Origin of the sequence: Streptomyces sclerotialus (genome assembly GCF_040907265.1) — a bacterium.
GTDB lineage: Bacteria > Actinomycetota > Actinomycetes > Streptomycetales > Streptomycetaceae > Streptomyces > Streptomyces sclerotialus.
The window spans coordinates 3853117-3871663 of the sequence record NZ_JBFOHP010000002.1; the positions used below are offsets into that span (position 1 = coordinate 3853117).

The window sequence follows — 18547 nt, forward strand, 5'->3', positions numbered from 1 at the left end:
TGGTCTGAGGGGGTCCGGGGTGGGGCCGGGACCTCGCTGGGAGGCCCCGGCCAGACCCGTCAGACCTCTTCGACGCTGCTCGGCTCGCGCCGGGACAGGTCGATACCGAGCTCCTCCGCCGCGCGGAAGACGTCCTCGTCGGTGTCGCGCATCTCGATGGACATGCCGTCCGAGGACAGCACCTCCACGTTCAGGCACAGCGACTGCATTTCCTTGATGAGCACCTTGAAGGACTCGGGAATGCCGGGCTCGGGGATGTTCTCGCCCTTGACGATGGCCTCGTAGACCTTCACGCGGCCGGTCACGTCGTCGGACTTGATCGTCAGCAGCTCCTGGAGTGCGTAAGCGGCGCCGTACGCCTCCAGCGCCCACACCTCCATCTCACCGAAGCGCTGGCCACCGAACTGGGCCTTACCACCCAGCGGCTGCTGGGTGATCATCGAGTACGGACCGGTCGAGCGGGCGTGGAGCTTGTCGTCGACCAGGTGGTGCAGCTTGAGGATGTACATGTACCCGACCGAGATCGGGTCCGGGAACGGCTCGCCGGAGCGGCCGTCGAAGAGCCGGGCCTTGCCGGAGCTCTTCACCATGCGCTCGCCGTCGCGGTTGGGGAGCGTGGAGTCGAACAGACCCTGCAGCTCGTCCTGGCGCGCACCGTCGAAGACCGGCGTGGCGACGTTGGTCCGCGGCGCGACGTCGTCGGCGCCGATGGCCTGCAGCCGCTGCTGCCACTCCTCGGAACCCTCGACCTTCCAGCCCTGGCTGGCGAGCCAGCCGAGGTGGATCTCCAGGACCTGTCCCGGGTTCATTCGGGACGGGACACCCAGCGGGTTGAGGATGATGTCGACCGGGGTGCCGTCCTCCAGGAACGGCATGTCCTCGACCGGCAGGATCTTCGAGATGACGCCCTTGTTGCCGTGGCGGCCGGCGAGCTTGTCACCGTCGGTGATCTTGCGCTTCTGCGCGACGTAGACGCGGACCAGCTGGTTCACGCCCGGGGGCAGCTCGTCGCCCTCCTCGCGGTCGAAGACGCGCACGCCGATGACCTTGCCGGTCTCACCGTGCGGCACCTTCAGCGAGGTGTCACGGACCTCACGGGCCTTCTCACCGAAGATCGCGCGGAGCAGGCGCTCCTCCGGGGTCAGCTCGGTCTCACCCTTCGGGGTGACCTTGCCGACCAGGATGTCGCCGGCGACGACCTCGGCACCGATGCGGATGATGCCGCGCTCGTCGAGGTCGGCGAGGACCTCCTCGGAGACGTTCGGGATGTCCCGGGTGATCTCCTCGGGGCCCAGCTTGGTGTCACGGGCGTCGACCTCGTGCTCCTCGATGTGGATCGAGGAGAGGACGTCGTCCTGCACGAGGCGCTGCGACAGGATGATCGCGTCCTCGTAGTTGTGACCCTCCCACGGCATGAACGCCACGAGCAGGTTCTTGCCGAGCGCCATCTCGCCCTCGTCCGTGGACGGACCGTCGGCGAGGACCTGGCCCTCGATGACCCGCGCGCCCTCGTCCACGACGACCTTCTGGTTGAAGGACGTGCCCTGGTTCGAGCGGGTGAACTTGGCGACGCGGTACGTGGTGTACGTGCCGTCGTCGTTGGCGACGGTGATGTAGTCCGCGGAGACCTCCTGGACCACACCGTCCTTCTCGGCCTTGATGACGTCGCCGGCGTCGACCGCGCAGCGGTACTCCATGCCGGTACCGACCAGCGGCGCCTCGGCCTTGATCAGCGGTACGGCCTGGCGCATCATGTTCGAGCCCATGAGCGCGCGGTTGGCGTCGTCGTGCTCGAGGAACGGGATCATGGCGGTCGCGGCCGACACCATCTGGCGCGGCGAGACGTCCATGAAGTCGACCTCTTCGGCGTTGACGAGGTCCGCCTCGCCGCCGCGCCGGCGGACCAGCACACGCTGCTCGGCGAAGCGCATGTCCTCGGTCAGCGGGGCGTTCGCCTGGGCGATGATGTAGCGGTCTTCCTCGTCGGCCGTGAGGTACTTGACCTCTTCGGTGACCTGACCGTCGATGACCTTGCGGTACGGGGTCTCGATGAAGCCGAAGACGTTGACCCGGCCGTAGGACGCGAGCGAACCGATCAGACCGATGTTGGGACCCTCAGGGGTCTCGATCGGGCACATACGGCCGTAGTGCGACGGGTGCACGTCACGGACGTCCAGGCCGGCCCGCTCACGGGAGAGACCACCCGGGCCCAGCGCCGAGAGACGACGCTTGTGGGTCAGACCCGACAGCGGGTTGGTCTGGTCCATGAACTGGGACAGCTGGCTGGTGCCGAAGAACTCCTTGATGGAGGCGACGACCGGCCGGATGTTGATCAGGGTCTGCGGCGTGATCGCCTCGACGTCCTGGGTGGTCATGCGCTCGCGCACGACGCGCTCCATACGGGCGAGACCCGTACGGACCTGGTTCTGGATCAGCTCGCCGACGTTGCGCAGACGGCGGTTGCCGAAGTGGTCGATGTCGTCGGTCTCGACGACGATCTCCGTGCCGTTCTCACCGATCGTCTCGGTCTCACCGGCGTGCAGCTTCACCAGGTACTTGATCGTGGCGATGATGTCGTCGGTGGTGAGGACGCCGGCGTCCAGCGGCTCGTCGCCGCCGAGCTTCTTGTTGACCTTGTAGCGGCCGACCTTGGCGAGGTCGTAGCGCTTCGGGTTGAAGTAGAGGTTCTCCAGCAGCGTCTGCGCGGCCTCACGCGTCGGCGGCTCGCCCGGACGCAGCTTGCGGTAGATGTCGAGCAGCGCGTCGTCCTGGCCCTGGGTGTGGTCCTTCTCCAGGGTGGCGCGCATCGACTCGTACTCGCCGAACTCCTCCAGGATCTGCTCGGTCGTCCAGCCGAGGGCCTTGAGGAGGACGGTCACCGACTGCTTGCGCTTGCGGTCGATGCGCACGCCGACCATGTCGCGCTTGTCGATCTCCATCTCCAGCCAGGCACCCCGGGACGGGATGATCTTGGCGGAGAAGATGTCCTTGTCGGACGTCTTGTCGATCTGGCTGTCGAAGTAGACGCCCGGCGAGCGGACCAGCTGCGAGACGACGACACGCTCGGTGCCGTTGATGCAGAAGGTGCCCTTGTTGGTCATGAGCGGAAAGTCGCCCATGAAGACCGTCTGGGACTTGATCTCGCCGGTCTCGTTGTTGGTGAATTCGGCGGTGACGAAGAGCGGAGCCGCGTACGTGAAGTCGCGCTCCTTGCACTCGTCGATGCTGTTCTTCGGGGGCTCGAAGCGGTGGTCGCGGAACGTCAGCGACATCGACCCGGAGAAGTCCTCGATCGGGGAGATCTCTTCGAAGATCTCCTCCAGACCGGACTTGGTGGGGACGTCCTGACCGGACTCCAGCGCAGCCTCGACGCGACCCTTCCATGCGGCGTTGCCGAGCAGCCAGTCGAAGCTTTCGGTCTGCAGCGCAAGGAGGTTCGGAACCCCGAGGGGCTCCTTGATCTTCGCAAAAGAGATGCGCAGCGGGGCGGTGCTGTCGCCGTTGTTCGTATTGGCAGTCGAGGCGTTGCGCGAGGCGGCCAAGAGGGGGTCCTTCCGAGGGCTCGGACTCACTACGCGCGTACCGGTCCCACGTCCGCACAAGCGGGAAGAAATCCCTGGTCAGGGAGGTCTGAACCGCAGTGCTGAGATGTGGGTATGCCCCTGGTGACGGGCAGGGAGCAGCTAACAGGCAGCGCAAAGGGTCAGTGTAGCCACTGACCACACTGATGTCCAGCCCGGGTTTTCGGAGACCGGCTCTGCACCCAATCTCTCCTCCGGAAGGTGACTCCCTCTAAGAGGGATACCCCTCGTTGTAGTTCTTCACGCTCAGCGCCTGCTGCATACCGTGCGCCCCTGGGCGCACATCGATACTGCCCTCTTCGTCGGCGATCCATGCCTCGGACTCCGGATCGCTTCCGACGTCGCGTCCCTGAGAATTGCGCGCCGCGTGCTGTTCGTCAAGGCCCCCCACCCCTGCGAGATCGTCACGGGACGCACGGGCCGGACAACGAAGATCACCATACTCGCACGGGAGTGCGCGGCAACCCGGCAAGGACATCGGAACGCCGAAGGGCGACCACCCTGATGGGTGATCGCCCTTGGCACGGGACCAGGCGAGAACCCGGATCCCGGAGGTGTTCAGTCAGCGACTGACAGAGGTCACTTGACCTCGACGGAGGCGCCGGCGCCCTCGAGGGCCTCCTTGGCCTTGTCGGCGGCGTCCTTGGCGACCTTCTCGAGGACCGGCTTCGGGGTGCCGTCCACGAGGTCCTTGGCCTCCTTCAGACCCAGGGAGGTCAGTTCACGCACGACCTTGATGACCTGGATCTTCTTGTCGCCCGCACCGGTGAGGATGACGTCGAACTCGTCCTGCTCCTCGGCGGCGGCGGCTTCGCCACCACCCTGACCCGGGGCAGCGGCAACGACGGCGGCCGGGGCGGCGGCCTCGACGTCGAACTTCTCCTCGAACGCCTTCACGAACTCGGAGAGCTCGATGAGGGTCATCTCCTCGAACTGCGCGAGCAGGTCTTCCTGGCTGAGCTTCGCCATGGTGGCGGTCCTTCCACTAAATCGGCTGGTGCCGGATGTACATGTCGGCGGGCGTACGTCTGGCCCGCTGTGACCACTGCCTTCAGGCAGCGGTCAATGTGCGAGCCGAATTACTCGGCACCGCCCTGCTCGGCCTTGCTGCGAAGCGCGTCCGCGGTGCGGGCGAACTTCGTGAGCGGGGCCTGGAAGGTCGCCGCGGCCTTGGCCATGGACGCCTTCATGCCACCCGCCAGCTTGGCGAGCAGAACCTCGCGGGACTCGAGGTCCGCAAGCTTCTTGATGTCGTCAGCGGAGAGTGCCTTCCCTTCGAAGACACCGCCCTTGATGACGAGGTTCTGGTTCTCCTTGGCGAAGTCACGAAGACCCTTCGCCGCCTCGACCGGGTCACCGGTCACGAAGGCGACGGCCGTCGAGCCCACGAGGTGCTCGTCCAGCACGGAGATCCCGGCCTCCTGGGCCGCGATCTTGGTCAGCGTGTTCTTCACCACACGGTACTGAGCGTTGTCACCGAGCGAACGACGCAGCTGCTTGAGCTGCGCGACAGAAAGTCCGGTGTACGCGGTGACGACTGCGGCGTTGGAGTTACGGAACTTGTCCGTGATCTCCTCGACAGCATCGACCTTGTCAGGACTTGCCATGAGCCTCGGCCTCCTTCCGGGTGATGAGGACCGCGCAGAAGGGGCTGGGCAAAACAAACGCCCCGGCGCAGGCGCACGGGGCAGACTCGACCGGAGACATACGTATCCGGGAGTTCTTCCTTCGTCACCTGCGCAGGCCGTCCGCAGCTAGCGGATCCTTCGGCCACCGCACACCCGAATGGGCGCACAGGGACAACCAGCGGTCTTTGGCTTCCCCAGTACGGTACGCGAACGGCCTAGGCCATAGCAAATCCGGCCCGCACCCCGCGGGACGGGCTGGCACAGCGGACGACCACCGGCGTCAGCCGGACAACGAAGCCCCAGGCCCGACGCGCCCTCGGAAGTGCTCCCACAGGCCTGTACAGCGCCGTACCGCCGCCGGTGCGCAAAAGGGCCGGGCCCCGCACCGACGAACGGTGCGAGGCCCGGCCACAAGGCACAAACGCGCTACGCGCGCAAACGGCTCAGACCGCGGCCGGGTCCTCCTCGACGAGGAGGTTACGGGTGCGGTTGGCGTCCACCGGAACGCCGGGGCCCATCGTGGTGGTGATGGTGGCCTTCTTGATGTAGCGGCCCTTGGCGGCGGACGGCTTGAGGCGGTTGATCTCCTCGAGCGCCGCGGCGTAGTTCTCCACCAGCTTGGCGTCGTCGAAGGACACCTTGCCGATGATGAAGTGGAGGTTCGCGTGCTTGTCCACGCGGAACTCGATCTTGCCGCCCTTGATGTCGGTGACAGCCTTGGCGACATCCGGGGTGACGGTGCCGGTCTTCGGGTTCGGCATCAGGCCACGGGGACCGAGCACGCGGCCGAGGCGGCCGACCTTGCCCATGAGGTCCGGGGTGGCGACGACGGCGTCGAAGTCCAGGCGGCCCTTGGAGACCTCGTCGATCAGCTCGTCCGCGCCGACGATGTCGGCGCCGGCGGCTTCCGCGGCCGCAGCACGGTCACCGGTCGCGAAGACCAGGACCCGGGCGGTCTTACCGGTGCCGTGCGGGAGGTTCACGGTGCCACGGACCATCTGGTCGGCCTTGCGCGGGTCGACACCCAGACGCATGGCGACCTCGACGGTCGCGTCGAACTTGACGGACGAGGTGTCCTTGGCGAGACGGACGGCCTCGAGGGGGGCGTACAGACGCTCCTTGTCGATCTTCGCGTCCGCGTTGCGAAGAGTCTTGCTGCGCTTCACTGCTGCTCCTGAATGCAGTTACGCCATGCGGCTCGTGCCGCCTGGCAGGTGGAGTCGTGGTCCGGGCCAGCGCCTGGCCCTGCCACGTTGGTGCGACGAGGCTCGATCAGCCTTCGACCGTGATGCCCATGGAACGGGCGGTGCCGGCGATGATCTTCGACGCGGCGTCCAGGTCGTTGGCGTTCAGGTCGGGCATCTTGGTGGTGGCGATCTCGCGGACCTGGTCAGCCGTGATCTTGGCGACCTTGGTCTTGTGCGGCTCGCCGGAGCCCTTCTCCACGCCCGCGGCCTTCAGGATCATCTTGGAGGCCGGCGGGGTCTTCGTGATGAAGGTGAAGGAACGGTCCTCGTAGACCGTGATCTCCACCGGGATGACCCAACCGCGCTGCGACTCGGTCGCGGCGTTGTAGGCCTTGCAGAACTCCATGATGTTCACGCCGTGCTGACCCAGCGCGGGGCCGACCGGCGGGGCCGGGTTCGCGGCACCGGCCTGGATCTGGAGCTTGATGAGCCCCGTGACCTTCTTCTTCTTGGGAGGCATGCTCTCTCCGGGTCCTGTTAACCCGCGCTCGCGTCCGGCCGCTCGAATCCTGCGTCGACCTTCGGCTCACGCGGCATGTGAGAGGTGTTTCGCCACCATCCGGTCATCCGGATGGAGGCATACCGCACAACGATAACGGGTATAGAGGTGCGGCCAAAAACCGAGCAGGTCAGGCCGGTCGCGATGACCCGCCTGACCTGCTCGGAAGTGCGTGTTCCAGAAGGGGTCAGTTCTTCTGGATCTGGTCGAAGCTCAGCTCGACCGGGGTCTCGCGGCCGAAGATCTCGACGAGGCCCTTGACCTTCTTCGAGTCGGCGTTGATCTCGTTGATCGTGGCCTGCAGCGTGGCGAACGGACCGTCGGTAACGGTGACCGAGTCGCCCACCTCGAAGTCCAGCACCTGGACCTCGACCTTGCGCTGCGGCGCCGGCTTGCCCTCGGCCTCGGCGGCCTCCTTGGCGGCCTTCTCCTCGGCCTCCGGGGCGAGCATCTTGACGATCTCGTCGAGCGTGAGCGGGTACGGGTCGTAGGCGTTGCCGACGAATCCGGTGACACCCGGCGTGTTGCGGACGACGCCCCAGGACTCGTTCGTCAGGTCCATGCGCACGAGCACGTAGCCCGGGAGCTTGTTCTGACGGACGTTCTTCCGCTCGCCGTTCTTGATCTGGACGATCTCTTCCTCGGGGACCTCGGCCTGGTAGATGAAGTCCTCGACGTTGAGCGAGACGGCGCGCTGCTCCAGGTTGGCCTTCACGCGCTTCTCGTAGCCCGCGTAGGTGTGGATGACGTACCACTCGCCGGGCAGGCCGCGCAGCTCCTCGCGGAGCGCCGCGATCGGGTCGACGGGCTCCTCCTCGGCCGCGTCCTCGGCGGCCTCGGCGGTGGCCTCGTCGTCCTCGGTGCGCACCGCGGCTTCCTCGGCCGGCTCGCCGGCGGCAGCGTCCTCCGCGTCGAGCTCGTCGACGGCGTCGGCGCCCTCGACGATCTCCTGCGGGGTGTCGTCGCCCTCGACCTCGGCCGTAGCCGCCGCGTCGACGTCGGCCGCTGCCGCCGCGACGGGCTCGGCGGGCTCGTTCAGGTTCGGGTCAGACACTGTGGCTGCTTCTTCCTGGCTACAAGGGGTTGAACATGCGAACGGGCGCCCGCTTCAGGCGCCCATCGCGGGATCAGGCGAAGACGTAATCGACGACTTCCTTGATTCCCAAGTCAATCACGGTTACGAGACCGATGACGATGACTACGAAGACGATCACCACGGTGGTGTACGTCGAAAGCTGGTTCCGCGTCGGCCAGACGACCTTGCGGAGCTCCGCGATGATCTGGCGGTAGAACAGTGCGAGCCGGGCGAGAGGGCCCTTCTTGCCGCGCTTGCCGCCGCGGCGGGGCTTCTTCTTCGACTCGGTCGCGTCGTCGTCCGAACGGCCACGCTCAGGCATGTCGATGGAGCCCAGGGCGTCCGTCACTCGTCCTCACCTGAATCCGGGTCGTGGCCGTGCCGCGCCCGGTAGAGCCCGCACGGCGGTGCATTGCCTTACGTACGCGTGCACGCACCCTGGTGATGAAGTGCGTGTAGCAGGGCCGGAGGGACTTGAACCCCCAACCGCTGGTTTTGGAGACCAGTGCTCTACCAATTGAGCTACGACCCTTTGTGGTTCCCCCAACCTACAGCATGCGACCGGTGCACTGTGTGCGCGGCCGACGACGACCCGTCGGGGAGCCAACGGTGGTCGAGTGTACGTGTTCCGCGGCCGGGCGTCGAACGGAAACCCCCGGGGCGGCCCGGACAAACCCGTGTACCGGGTGCCTGGCCGGTCTGCGACGATGCAGGTATGAGTGCTGCTACTCCTCCCGCACAGTCCCCTACCGAGCGTCGTGTGTCGGCCCGTGTCGGCGCGATCTCCGAGTCCGCCACGCTGGCCGTGGACGCCAAGGCGAAGGCCCTCAAGGCCGCCGGGCGCCCGGTGATCGGCTTCGGCGCCGGTGAGCCCGACTTCCCGACCCCCGACTACATCGTCGAGGCCGCCGTCGAAGCCTGCCGCAACCCCAAGTTCCACCGCTACACGCCGGCCGGCGGCCTCCCGGAGCTGAAGTCCGCGATCGCCGCGAAGACGCTGCGCGACTCGGGGTACGAGGTCGAGGCCGCCAACATCCTGGTGACCAACGGCGGCAAGCAGGCCATCTACGAGGCGTTCGCGGCCGTCCTCGACCCGGGCGACGAGGTCATCGTCCCGGCCCCGTACTGGACCACCTACCCCGAGTCGATCCAGCTCGCGGGCGGTGTCCCGGTCCCGGTCGTGGCCGACGAGACCACCGGTTACCGCGTGAGCGTGGAGCAGCTGGAGGCGGCCCGTACGGAGAACACCAAGATGGTGCTCTTCGTGTCGCCGTCCAACCCGACCGGCGCGGTCTACAGCCGCGAGCAGGTCGAGGCGATCGGCCGCTGGGCCGCCGAGCACGGCCTGTGGGTCATGACGGACGAGATCTACGAGCACCTCGTCTACGGCGACGCGGAGTTCTCCTCGCTGCCGGTCGTCGTCCCGGAGCTGCGCGAGAAGTGCATCGTCGTCAACGGCGTCGCCAAGACGTACGCCATGACCGGCTGGCGGGTGGGCTGGGTCATCGGCCCGAAGGACGTCATCAAGGCCGCGACCAACCTGCAGTCGCACGCCACGTCGAACGTCTCCAACGTCGCGCAGGCCGCCGCCATCGCGGCCGTCTCCGGCGACCTGAAGGCCGTCGACGAGATGAAGGTCGCCTTCGACCGCCGCCGCAAGAAGATCGTCCAGATGCTCAACGAGATCGACGGCATCGTGTGCCCCGAGCCCGAGGGCGCGTTCTACGCGTACCCCTCGGTGAAGGGGCTGCTCGGCAAGGAGATCCGGGGCAAGCGGCCGGAGACCAGCGTGGAGCTGGCCGAGGTCATCCTGGAGGAGGCCGAGGTCGCGGTCGTCCCGGGCGAGGCCTTCGGTACGCCGGGCTACCTGCGCCTCTCGTACGCGCTGGGTGACGAGGACCTCGTCGAGGGCGTGTCGCGCATCCAGAAGCTGCTGGCCGAGGCGGAGTGAATCCTCACCTACGGACAACCGTAGGTGACCTGTGAGACGCGCCTAGGAACGTTCCTGGGCGGGCTCGTGAGGCGGCGGATCCCGAAGTTGTCCGGGATCCGCCGCTCGCTTGTTCTCGGAACCCTCCGTTCGGGGAGAGGCCTACCGGATCGGCGGTTGTGTGCGGCAAGATCCTGGAATGGAGCGTGTCCGAGATCTCCGTCTGCTGCCCAAGGCCCATCTGCATCTGCACTTCACCGGCTCGATGCGGTCCTCGACCCTGCTGGAGCTCGCCGAGAAGTACGGCGTCCACCTGCCGGAGGCGCTGAGCGGGGGTGAGCCGCCGAAGCTGCGGGCGACCGACGAGCGCGGCTGGTTCAGATTCCAGCGGCTGTACGACATCGCGCGGTCCTGTCTGAGATCGCCCGAGGACATCCGGCGGCTGGTGCGCGAGACGGCCGAGGAGGACGTCCGGGACGGCTCCCGCTGGCTGGAGATCCAGGTCGATCCCACCTCGTACGCGCCCCGGCTGGGCGGACTGATCCCGGCGCTGGAGATCATCCTCGACGCGGTGGCGGACGCCTCCCGCGAGACCGGCCTCGGGATGCGCGTCCTGGTCGCCGCGAACCGCATGAAGCACCCCCTGGACGCCCGCACGCTGGCCCGGCTCGCGGTGCGCTACGCCGACCACGGGGTGGTGGGTTTCGGCCTCTCCAACGACGAACGGCGCGGTTTCGCGCGCGACTTCGACCGGGCGTTCGCGATCGCCCGGCACGGCGGGCTGCTGGCCGCGCCGCACGGCGGTGAGCTGTCGGGCCCCGCCAGCGTCCGGGACTGCCTGGACGACCTGCACGCCGGCCGGGTCGGGCACGGCGTACGGGCCGCCGAGGACCCGTACCTGGTGAAGCGGCTGGCGGACTCCGGCGTGACCTGTGAGGTGTGCCCGGCCTCGAACGTGGCGCTGGGCGTGTACGAGAAGCCCGAGGACGTGCCCCTGCGGACGCTCTTCGACGCGGGCGTGCCGATGGCGCTGGGCGCGGACGACCCGCTGCTGTTCGGGGCCCGGCTGGCGGCGCAGTACGAGATCGCCCGCGAGCACCACGGCTTCTCGGACGCCGAACTGGCCGAGCTGGCCCGGCAGTCGGTACGCGGCTCCCGCGCGCCGCTGGACGAGCAGCGGCGGATGCTGGCGGACATCGACGCCTGGCTGGCGGCCTGAGCGCCGCGCACCCCGCCGGCCCCCGGCGTACGGGCCTTCAGCCGATGCCCGTGAGGACCGTACGGGCCACTTCCGCCGCGAAGTCGCCCGCCTCCTCGCCCGCGCCCGCTTCCGCCTGCGCGAAGGCCGTGAAGAAGACGCGCTGGAAGCAGGCGCCGAGCAGCAGCGCGGCGGCGGCCTCGGGGTCGGCGTCGGCGCGGATGCGGCCGCGGTCCCGTTCGCGGCGCAGGTAACGGGCGAGCTGGTCGCGTGGTTCGCGCGGCCCCGTGCCGAGCTCCGCCAGGCCTTCCTGGTGCCGCCGCAGCAGCGCGGGTTCGGCGAAGAGTGAGCCGGCGATCGGCAGGGTCTGCGTATACAGGTCCAGGGCCCGGCGGGCGACGGCGGTCAGGCACTCCTCGACGGTTCGCTCCCCCGGGTCGGCGGTGAGCTCCTCCAGGAGCGGGCCGACACTCGGGAGCCGTTCCTTCAGCACCCGCACGAAAATCTCTTCCTTGTTCGCGAAGTGCTTGTAGAGCGCGGCCTCGGAGCAGCCGGCGGCGCGCGCGATCTCTTTGGTCGTGGTGCGGGCGAGCCCGGCGGTGCGCAGGAGTTCGTGGGCCGCGTCGAGGATCCTGGCGGGCGTTGACTTCGGGGTGGGCATTCACTCACCCTAAGGGTGAGTGAGTACTTACCCACCTGCCTCAGGAGGTACGTCATGACACTTCGGCTCACGGTCTTCGGCGCGACCGGCGGCATCGGACAGGAGATCGTCAAGCAGGGCCTGGCGGCGGGTCACGAAGTGACGGCCGTGGTGCGCGACCCCGCGCGGCTGACGGCCTCGGGGCCCGGTCTGGAGGTGTTCCGGGCGGACCTCGCGGACCCGGAGACGCTGCGCCCGGCGGTGGCGGGGCGGGACGCGGTCCTCTCCGGGCTGGGCGCGCGCTCCCGTAAGGAGGCGGTGGCGGGGGCCGCCACCCGGGTGACGGTTCCCGTACTGCGCGCCATGGAGGCGGAGGGTGTGCGGCGCCTCCTGGTGGTGAGCGCGGCACCCGTGGGCCCGGCCCCCGAGGGCGATCCGCTCCTCGACCGCGCCGTACGGGCGGTGATCAGCGCGCTCCTGAAGGACGTCTACACCGACCTCACCGCCATGGAGGCCGAGCTGGCCCGCTCCGCGACGGACTGGACCGCCGTACGCCCGCCGAAGCTGACCGACGGCCCGCTGACCGGCACGTACCGTACGGCGGTCGGCACCGGGCCGCGCAGCGGCCGCACCGTCTCCCGTGCCGACGTGGCCCACGCGATGCTCGCGATGATCGGCGACCCGACCACCGTGAAGCGGGGCGTGGGCGTGGCCTACTAGGTCACGCGGGCGCCCTCAGGCCACGCGGCTCTCCTCAGAGCCCGACACCCACCATCACCGGCTCGTTCACCAGCGTCACTCCGAAGGCCGCGCGCACCCCGTCGCGCACCTCGCGCGCCAGGGAGAGCAGGTCCTCCGTCGTCGCCGCCCCCCGATTGGTGAGCGCGAGCGTGTGCTTGGTGGAGATGCGGGCCGGCCCGTCGCCGTAACCCTTGGTGAAGCCGGCCTTGTCGATGACCCAGGCGGCCGAGGTCTTGGTGCGCCCGTCCTCGGTGGGGAAGGCGGGCGGCATGACGTCGTCGCCGAGACGTTCGTGCACCTTGGTGACGAACTCCTTGTACTCCTCCGCCGAGAGGACCGGGTTGGTGAAGAACGAACCCGCCGACCAGGTGTCGTGGTCTTCCGGGTCCAGGACCATGCCCTTGCCGGCGCGCAGCTTGAGCACCGTCTCGCGGGCGGCCGCGGCGGGCACCCGGTCCCCGGCCTCGACGCCGAGCACGCGGGCGGTCTCGGGGTACTTGATGGGCGCGGACAGGCCGCCGGCGTCCTCCAGGGCGAAGCGGACGCGCAGCACGACGTACCGGTCGGGGTGCTCCTTGAAGCGGCTGTGCCGGTACGAGAAGTCGCACTCGGCGTTCGTCAGCGTCACCGTCTCGTCCGCCTGGCGGTCGAACGCGATCACTTCGGTGATGGTGGACGACACCTCCTGGCCGTACGCGCCCACGTTCTGGATGGGCGTGGCGCCCGCCGAGCCGGGGATGCCGGCCAGGCACTCGACGCCCGCCAGGCCCGCCTCGACCGTACGGGCCACGGCCTCGGACCAGTTCTCGCCGGCCGCGAGGGTCAGCGCCGTGCCGTCCAGCTCGAAGCCGCGGGTCGCGATGCGCAGCGCGGTGCCCTCGAAGCCCTTGTCGCCGATCACCAGATTGGAGCCGCCGCCGATGAGCAGCAGCGGCGTGCCGCTCGCGTCGGCCGCGCGGACGGCGGCGATCACCTCGTCGTCGGTCGTGGCCGTGACGAGCCGCGCGGCGGGCCCTCCGAGCCGGAAGGTGGTCAGGGGGGCGAGAGGGGCGTCGTGAAGTTCCTGCACCCCTCAAGAGTACGGGGGCGTCCCCAGCACCGGCCGGGAGCGCCCCCTCGCGTACCGGGCGCCTCAGGCGAGCCGTACGACCGCCCGCGACATGCCGAGCACCTTCTGGCCGGCGCTCGTCGCGGTCAGGTCGACCCGCACCGTCCGCGCCTCGTCGTCCAGCTTCGCCGCGACCTTCCCGGACACCTCGATCACCGCGCCCTGGTCGTCGTTGGGCACGACCACCGGCTTGGTGAAGCGCACGCCGTACTCGGCCACCGCGGCCGGGTCGCCCGCCCAGTCGGTCACCACACGGGCCGCCTCGGCCATGGTGAACATGCCGTGCGCGATGACGTCCGGGAGGCCCACCTCCTTGGCGAACTTCTCGTTCCAGTGGATCGGATTGAAGTCGCCGGAGGCGCCCGCGTACCGGACGAGCGTGGCGCGCGTCACGGGGAAGGACTGCGCGGGCAGTTCGGTGCCGACCTCGACGTCGTCGTAAGAGATCTTCGCCGTCATCGCTGTCAGGCCTCCTCGTCGGCCGCGCGGGCCACCAGCTTGGTGACGGCCGTCACCACGTGCTCGCCGGCTTCGTCGTACACCTCGCCGCGGACATCGAGGATGTCGTTGCCCGCGAGGGATTTGATCGTCTCGATGGTGGAGGTGACGGTGAGCCGGTCACCGGCGCGCACCGGACGGGTGTACGTGAATTTCTGGTCGCCGTGCACCACCCGGCTGTAATCCAGACCCAGCTGCGGGTCCTCGACCACCTGTCCCGCGGCCTTGAAAGTGATCGCGAACACAAAAGTCGGCGGGGCGATCACATCGGGGTGACCGAGCGCCTTGGCGGCTTCGGTGTCCGTGTAGACCGGGTTCGGGTCACCGATCGCCTCGGCGAATTCCCGGATCTTCTCGCGGCCCACTTCGTACGGCTCGGTGGGCGGATAGGTCCGTCCGACAAAGGACTGGTCGAGCGCCATGGCTCGCAACCTCCTGGGGTGTCACGCAGGCTCCAACGCTACGAGGCCGCCCCCGGGTGTGGGGGCGGCCTCGTAGTTACTGCTTCAGTGCAGTGCCTTCGTTATCGCGTCTCGCGGTGCGCGGTGTGCGAGTTGCAACGCGGGCAGTGCTTCTTCATCTCAAGACGGTCCGGGTTGTTACGCCGGTTCTTCTTGGTGATGTAGTTCCGCTCCTTGCACTCCACGCAGGCCAGCGTGATCTTCGGGCGGACGTCGGTGGCAGCCACGTGAGTGCTCCTTGACGAACAAGATGGACGGATTAACGCATAAAGAGTAGCCGATCGGAGGACCGACCCCACAATCGGCTACTGTGTGTAGCGGTGACCGGACTTGAACCGGTGACACAGCGATTATGAGCCGCTTGCTCTACCGACTGAGCTACACCGCTGTGATGCATGTGGGACTCACCCGAAGGTGAGTACCTCACACACCAGAGCCCCAAAACGGAATCGAACCGTTGACCTTCTCCTTACCATGGAGACGCTCTGCCGACTGAGCTATTGGGGCGAGCGATGAAGACATTACACGGCCGACAGCCAAACGTGAAATCCGTATCGGCTCGTCGCCACATCTGCCTCGTGCACCACACCGGTACGACTATTCCGCGCCTGCTCGAAGGCGCCCGTACCGCGGCCTAGGCTCGGACCACGCTGCGTGATCTTGCACCCTCCAGGGCGCGTCCGACGGGACGCCGTGGAGACAGGAGCGGCGTCCGGTGCGTGCGATCGCAAGGCGGAGGAGGGAGCCGACGCGAGGGGGTGCCTCCCTGGCCCTTAAGGCCTTGGGGGAGTCGGTGACTGACGACAACGCCGCGAGCGTGCGTGCCAGGCGTCGCGACGCCGCGGAGACCCATCGGACACGCCCCTAGGAGCGCGATGGCCGACAGCAGTCAGCAGCCGAATCCGGGGAAGCCGCACGGGGCCGGCCGTTCCGAGCGGGCCGAGGCGGGCTCTCTGACGCTGTGCGGCGCCCGGCTGGCGGACGGCCGGACGGTGGACGTGCGGCTCGGCGGCGGGCGCATCGAGGCGGTCGGCACGGCCGGCCGGCTCGACACCCGGGGGCCCCGCATCGACCTGCACGGCTACCTGCTGCTGCCGGCCCCGGCCGAACCGCACGCGCACTGCGACACGGCGCTGACCGCCGACTGCGGCGGCCCCGCCTCCGACGACCCGGACGACGTGCAGCGCCGCACCACGGAGTCGGCGCTGCTGCACCTCGGGCACGGCTCGACGGCGCTGCGCACGCACGTACGGATCGGTGACGTCTCCGGGCTGCGCTCCCTGGAGGCCGTCCTGCAGGCCCGCAGGACGCTGCACGGCCTCGTGGACCTCACCGCGGTGGCCGTGCCTCGGCTGCTGACCGGCGCCGCGGGCGCGGACGGGCTGGCGATGCTGCGGGACGCGGTGAAGACGGGCGCCACCGTCCTCGGCGGCTGCCCCGACCTGGACCCCGATCCGGCGGGCTACGCGGAAACGGTCCTGGACCTGGCCGCCGAACACGGCTGCGCCGTCGACCTGCACACCGACGGCGACGACCCGGCCCGGCTGGGGCGGCTGGCCGCGATGGCCGGCGGGCTGCGGCCCGGCGTGGCGATCGGTCCGTGCGCGGGGCTGGGCCGGATGCCGTGGCGGGTGGCCGCGCGCGCCGCCGAACAGCTCGCGGCGGCCGGTGTCACGGTCGTCTGTCTGCCGCAGGGCGACTGCGCGGGCCTGGAGCGGCCCTCCTCGCAGGTGACGGGTCCCGCGCCGGTGCGGCTGCTGCGGGCGGCCGGGGTGCGGGTCACGGCGGGCAGCGGCGCGCTCCGGGACGCGGCGAACCCGGTCGGCCGGGGCGACCCGCTGGAGGCCGCCTACCTGCTGGCGGCGCGCGGCGAGGCGGGCCCCGACGGCGCGTACGACGCGGTGAGCGCGGCGGCGCGGGAGACGCTGGGCCTCCCTGAGGTGCGGGTGGAGGCGGGTTTCCCGGCCGAACTGCTGGCCGTGCGCGGCACCTCTGTAGCGGCCGCGCTGTCCCTGGCGTACAGCCGGATCGTGGTCCACCGGGGGCGGGTGGTGGCCCGTACGAGCGCGGTCCGTGAGTACTGCGACTCGGAGGCGACCGTGGCACTGGAGCTGCCGCGGCAGTCGCAGCGCTGAGAGCGGGCGTACGGCGCGTACGGAGACGCCGCCGGACCTCGGTGTCCGGCCATGTGCCAGGGGCCCGCTGTGCGCCGGATGGCGTGGAACGCACTCGCCCGACGGCGTGTGCGCGGCTCCGGCGCCCGGCACGTGGCGCGCGGGCGTACGGTCGGGATCATGCGCATTGTCATCGCAGGAGGACATGGTCAGATCGCGCTGCGGCTGGAGCGTCTGCTCGCCGCGCGCGGGGACGAGGTAGCGGGCATCATCCGGCGGCCCGAGCAGGCCGGGGATCTGCTGGCCGCCGGCGCCGAACCGGTCGTGTGCGACCTGGAGAAGGCCTCGGTCGACGAGGTCGCGCGGCATCTGGAGGGCGCGGACGCCGCGGTCTTCGCCGCGGGCGCCGGCCCCGGCAGCGGCGAGGACCGCAAGGAGACCGTGGACCGGGGTGCCGCCACGCTCTTCGCGAACGCGGCCGAGGCGGTCGGCGTACGGCGGTTCCTGGTGGTCTCGTCCATGGGCGCCGACCGCGAGCCGCCGCCCGGCACGGACCCGGTGTTCGCCGCCTACCTGCGGGCGAAGGGGGCGGCCGACGCGGACGTACGGGCCCGGAAGAGCCTGGACTGGACGATCCTGCGCCCGGGGCGGCTGACCGACGACCCGGGCACGGGCCGGGTGACGCTGGACGTGTCGACGGGGCGGAGCGACGTCACCCGGGACGACGTGGCGGCGGTGCTGGCGGCCCTGCTGGACGAGCCGCGGACGGCCGGCCGGACGCTGGAGCTGATCGGCGGCGACACCCCGGTCGAGGAGGCCGTACGGAACGCTGCGGAGGCCTGACCCGGCCGGCCCCTCCGGCGGCCACCCGCCGGAGGCCTCCACGGCCGCACCAGGCCGCACTGACGCCGTACCGAGCCGTGTCGCTAGGGAACGCGAAAGGCCCCCACTCTCGTGGGGGCCTTTCGCTCTCCTGTGGCGGCGCCAGGATTCGAACCTGGGAAGGCTGAGCCGGCAGATTTACAGTCTGCTCCCTTTGGCCGCTCGGGCACACCGCCTGGGATCGCTGCCGGGAGTCCCGCCTGGGCGGTGCTCCGTGGCAACGACGTAAACCATACCTGATGGCGGGGGGTGGTCCGCCACTCGGTTCCGCGCGCCCTGATCATGGCCGGGCCCGCCGCCCAGGTAGCTAGGCTTGCGGGACGGTCCGGGACGGGCCGTGTCCCTGAAGGATCTACGTACGAGGAGCCAACTCAACATGGCCGACTCCAGTTTCGACATCGTCTCGAAGGTCGAGCGGCAGGAGGTCGACAACGCCCTCAACCAGGCCGCCAAGGAGATCTCGCAGCGGTACGACTTCAAGGGCGTCGACGCTTCGATCGCCTGGTCCGGCGAGAAGATCGAGATGCGCGCCAACGCCGAGGAGCGGGTGAAGGCTGTCCTCGACATCTTCCAGTCCAAGCTGGTCAAGCGCGGGATCTCGCTGAAGGCGCTGGACGCGGGCGAGCCCCAGCCCTCCGGCAAGGAGTACAAGATCTTCGCCTCGCTCCAGGAAGGCATCTCCCAGGAGAACGCGAAGAAGGTCGCCAAGATCATCCGCGATGAGGGCCCCAAGGGCGTCAAGGCCCAGGTCCAGGGTGACGAGCTGCGCGTCTCCTCCAAGAGCCGCGACGACCTCCAGGCCGTCCAGCAGCTCCTGAAGGGCAAGGACCTGGACTTCGCCCTCCAGTTCGTGAACTACCGGTAGGCACTGCGCCTACGGGCGACGGACGCACCGGACGGGGCGGCACGCACACGGCGTGCCGCCCCCTCGGCGTACGTGGGCGG

The 18547-nt window shown here is 69.3% G+C and carries 18 protein-coding genes and 4 tRNA genes; 6 read left to right on the plus strand and 16 right to left on the minus strand.

Features of this window, described 5'->3' with window-relative positions; all coding sequences use genetic code 11:
- Positions 1 to 59: 59 nt before the first annotated feature.
- The 8 genes from rpoB to AAC944_RS17130 form a co-directional block, all read right to left on the minus strand.
- Positions 60 to 3542 carry a DNA-directed RNA polymerase subunit beta gene (gene rpoB / locus AAC944_RS17095; protein WP_030619963.1) on the minus strand — a complete coding sequence of 1161 codons (3483 nt, stop codon included), beginning with the start codon at positions 3540 to 3542 and terminating at the stop codon, positions 60 to 62.
- A gap of 618 nt (positions 3543 to 4160) precedes the next feature.
- Positions 4161 to 4550: a 50S ribosomal protein L7/L12 gene (rplL, locus tag AAC944_RS17100; RefSeq protein ID WP_030619965.1), complete on the minus strand. Its 390-nt coding sequence runs from the start codon at positions 4548 to 4550 to the stop codon at positions 4161 to 4163.
- 110 nt (positions 4551 to 4660) lie between these two features.
- Positions 4661 to 5188 (minus strand): 50S ribosomal protein L10, encoded by a 528-nt coding sequence (gene rplJ, locus AAC944_RS17105; protein WP_030619968.1) that lies wholly within the window; start codon positions 5186 to 5188, stop codon positions 4661 to 4663.
- 464 nt (positions 5189 to 5652) lie between these two features.
- A complete protein-coding gene (rplA, locus tag AAC944_RS17110) occupies positions 5653 to 6375 on the minus strand; it encodes a 50S ribosomal protein L1 (RefSeq protein WP_030619971.1) in 723 nt (240 codons plus the stop codon).
- Between the two features lie 106 nt (positions 6376 to 6481).
- Positions 6482 to 6916: a 50S ribosomal protein L11 gene (gene rplK, locus AAC944_RS17115; RefSeq protein ID WP_030262765.1), complete on the minus strand. Its 435-nt coding sequence runs from the start codon at positions 6914 to 6916 to the stop codon at positions 6482 to 6484.
- Positions 6917 to 7142: 226 nt separating this feature from the next.
- A complete protein-coding gene (gene nusG, locus AAC944_RS17120) occupies positions 7143 to 8009 on the minus strand; it encodes a transcription termination/antitermination protein NusG (RefSeq protein ID WP_030619974.1) in 867 nt (288 codons plus the stop codon).
- A 73-nt stretch (positions 8010 to 8082) separates the two neighbouring features.
- Entirely contained in the window at positions 8083 to 8379 is a 297-nt protein-coding gene (gene secE / locus AAC944_RS17125) for a preprotein translocase subunit SecE (RefSeq protein ID WP_030619976.1), read from the minus strand.
- A 110-nt stretch (positions 8380 to 8489) separates the two neighbouring features.
- Positions 8490 to 8562: transfer RNA gene (locus AAC944_RS17130), tRNA-Trp, on the minus strand.
- A 183-nt stretch (positions 8563 to 8745) separates the two neighbouring features.
- Between AAC944_RS17130 and AAC944_RS17135 the strand changes: the two genes are divergently transcribed.
- Together AAC944_RS17135 and AAC944_RS17140 are read left to right on the plus strand one after the other, a co-directional pair.
- Positions 8746 to 9981, plus strand: coding sequence for a pyridoxal phosphate-dependent aminotransferase (locus tag AAC944_RS17135; RefSeq protein WP_030619978.1), 1236 nt, complete (start codon positions 8746 to 8748; stop codon positions 9979 to 9981).
- Positions 9982 to 10159: 178 nt separating this feature from the next.
- Entirely contained in the window at positions 10160 to 11179 is a 1020-nt protein-coding gene (locus AAC944_RS17140; RefSeq protein WP_030619982.1) for an adenosine deaminase, read from the plus strand.
- Positions 11180 to 11216: 37 nt separating this feature from the next.
- Here AAC944_RS17140 and AAC944_RS17145 read toward each other — a convergent pair whose 3' ends face one another.
- Positions 11217 to 11819, minus strand: coding sequence for a TetR/AcrR family transcriptional regulator (locus AAC944_RS17145; protein ID WP_030619985.1), 603 nt, complete (start codon positions 11817 to 11819; stop codon positions 11217 to 11219).
- 54 nt (positions 11820 to 11873) lie between these two features.
- Between AAC944_RS17145 and AAC944_RS17150 the strand changes: the two genes are divergently transcribed.
- Positions 11874 to 12518 (plus strand): NAD(P)-dependent oxidoreductase, encoded by a 645-nt coding sequence (locus tag AAC944_RS17150; protein ID WP_030619988.1) that lies wholly within the window; start codon positions 11874 to 11876, stop codon positions 12516 to 12518.
- Positions 12519 to 12552: 34 nt separating this feature from the next.
- Here AAC944_RS17150 and AAC944_RS17155 read toward each other — a convergent pair whose 3' ends face one another.
- The 6 genes from AAC944_RS17155 to AAC944_RS17180 form a co-directional block, all read right to left on the minus strand.
- Positions 12553 to 13608, minus strand: coding sequence for a UDP-N-acetylmuramate dehydrogenase (locus tag AAC944_RS17155; RefSeq protein WP_030619991.1), 1056 nt, complete (start codon positions 13606 to 13608; stop codon positions 12553 to 12555).
- Between the two features lie 63 nt (positions 13609 to 13671).
- Positions 13672 to 14106: a MaoC family dehydratase gene (locus AAC944_RS17160; RefSeq protein ID WP_030619994.1), complete on the minus strand. Its 435-nt coding sequence runs from the start codon at positions 14104 to 14106 to the stop codon at positions 13672 to 13674.
- Positions 14107 to 14111: 5 nt separating this feature from the next.
- Positions 14112 to 14567 carry an FAS1-like dehydratase domain-containing protein gene (locus AAC944_RS17165; protein WP_030619997.1) on the minus strand — a complete coding sequence of 152 codons (456 nt, stop codon included), beginning with the start codon at positions 14565 to 14567 and terminating at the stop codon, positions 14112 to 14114.
- 101 nt (positions 14568 to 14668) lie between these two features.
- The gene (gene rpmG / locus AAC944_RS17170) at positions 14669 to 14833 is read right to left on the minus strand and encodes a 50S ribosomal protein L33 (protein ID WP_003956487.1); all 165 of its coding nucleotides are present in this window, start codon (positions 14831 to 14833) and stop codon (positions 14669 to 14671) included.
- 88 nt (positions 14834 to 14921) lie between these two features.
- Positions 14922 to 14994 (minus strand) — tRNA-Met (locus AAC944_RS17175).
- A gap of 46 nt (positions 14995 to 15040) precedes the next feature.
- Positions 15041 to 15113 (minus strand) — tRNA-Thr (locus tag AAC944_RS17180).
- A 368-nt stretch (positions 15114 to 15481) separates the two neighbouring features.
- Between AAC944_RS17180 and AAC944_RS17185 the strand changes: the two genes are divergently transcribed.
- Both AAC944_RS17185 and AAC944_RS17190 read left to right on the plus strand, forming a co-directional pair.
- A complete protein-coding gene (locus AAC944_RS17185) occupies positions 15482 to 16741 on the plus strand; it encodes an amidohydrolase family protein (RefSeq protein ID WP_030620001.1) in 1260 nt (419 codons plus the stop codon).
- Positions 16742 to 16900: 159 nt separating this feature from the next.
- Positions 16901 to 17563, plus strand: coding sequence for an SDR family oxidoreductase (locus AAC944_RS17190; RefSeq protein ID WP_030620003.1), 663 nt, complete (start codon positions 16901 to 16903; stop codon positions 17561 to 17563).
- 133 nt (positions 17564 to 17696) lie between these two features.
- On the opposite strand, the gene AAC944_RS17195 is transcribed toward AAC944_RS17190, so the two are convergent.
- Positions 17697 to 17778, minus strand: a tRNA-Tyr gene (locus AAC944_RS17195).
- Positions 17779 to 17978: 200 nt separating this feature from the next.
- Here AAC944_RS17195 and AAC944_RS17200 point away from each other — a divergent pair.
- Positions 17979 to 18467, plus strand: a complete 489-nt coding sequence (locus tag AAC944_RS17200; RefSeq protein ID WP_030620005.1) for a YajQ family cyclic di-GMP-binding protein — start codon at positions 17979 to 17981, stop codon at positions 18465 to 18467.
- Positions 18468 to 18547 lie beyond the last annotated feature (80 nt).

What these genes read in the sequence shown, in the direction of transcription:
- rplL (WP_030619965.1), bottom strand. Translation starts at nt 4,550, where the DNA reads ATGGCGAAGCTCAGCCAGGAAGACCTGCTCGCGCAGTTCGAGGAGATG.
- rplJ (WP_030619968.1), bottom strand. Translation starts at nt 5,188, where the DNA reads ATGGCAAGTCCTGACAAGGTCGATGCTGTCGAGGAGATCACGGACAAG.
- rplK (WP_030262765.1), bottom strand. Translation starts at nt 6,916, where the DNA reads ATGCCTCCCAAGAAGAAGAAGGTCACGGGGCTCATCAAGCTCCAGATC.
- AAC944_RS17135 (WP_030619978.1), top strand. Translation starts at nt 8,746, where the DNA reads ATGAGTGCTGCTACTCCTCCCGCACAGTCCCCTACCGAGCGTCGTGTG.
- AAC944_RS17140 (WP_030619982.1), top strand. Translation starts at nt 10,160, where the DNA reads ATGGAGCGTGTCCGAGATCTCCGTCTGCTGCCCAAGGCCCATCTGCAT.
- AAC944_RS17145 (WP_030619985.1), bottom strand. Translation starts at nt 11,819, where the DNA reads ATGCCCACCCCGAAGTCAACGCCCGCCAGGATCCTCGACGCGGCCCAC.
- AAC944_RS17150 (WP_030619988.1), top strand. Translation starts at nt 11,874, where the DNA reads ATGACACTTCGGCTCACGGTCTTCGGCGCGACCGGCGGCATCGGACAG.
- AAC944_RS17160 (WP_030619994.1), bottom strand. Translation starts at nt 14,106, where the DNA reads ATGACGGCGAAGATCTCTTACGACGACGTCGAGGTCGGCACCGAACTG.
- AAC944_RS17165 (WP_030619997.1), bottom strand. Translation starts at nt 14,567, where the DNA reads ATGGCGCTCGACCAGTCCTTTGTCGGACGGACCTATCCGCCCACCGAG.
- AAC944_RS17185 (WP_030620001.1), top strand. Translation starts at nt 15,482, where the DNA reads ATGGCCGACAGCAGTCAGCAGCCGAATCCGGGGAAGCCGCACGGGGCC.
- AAC944_RS17190 (WP_030620003.1), top strand. Translation starts at nt 16,901, where the DNA reads ATGCGCATTGTCATCGCAGGAGGACATGGTCAGATCGCGCTGCGGCTG.
- AAC944_RS17200 (WP_030620005.1), top strand. Translation starts at nt 17,979, where the DNA reads ATGGCCGACTCCAGTTTCGACATCGTCTCGAAGGTCGAGCGGCAGGAG.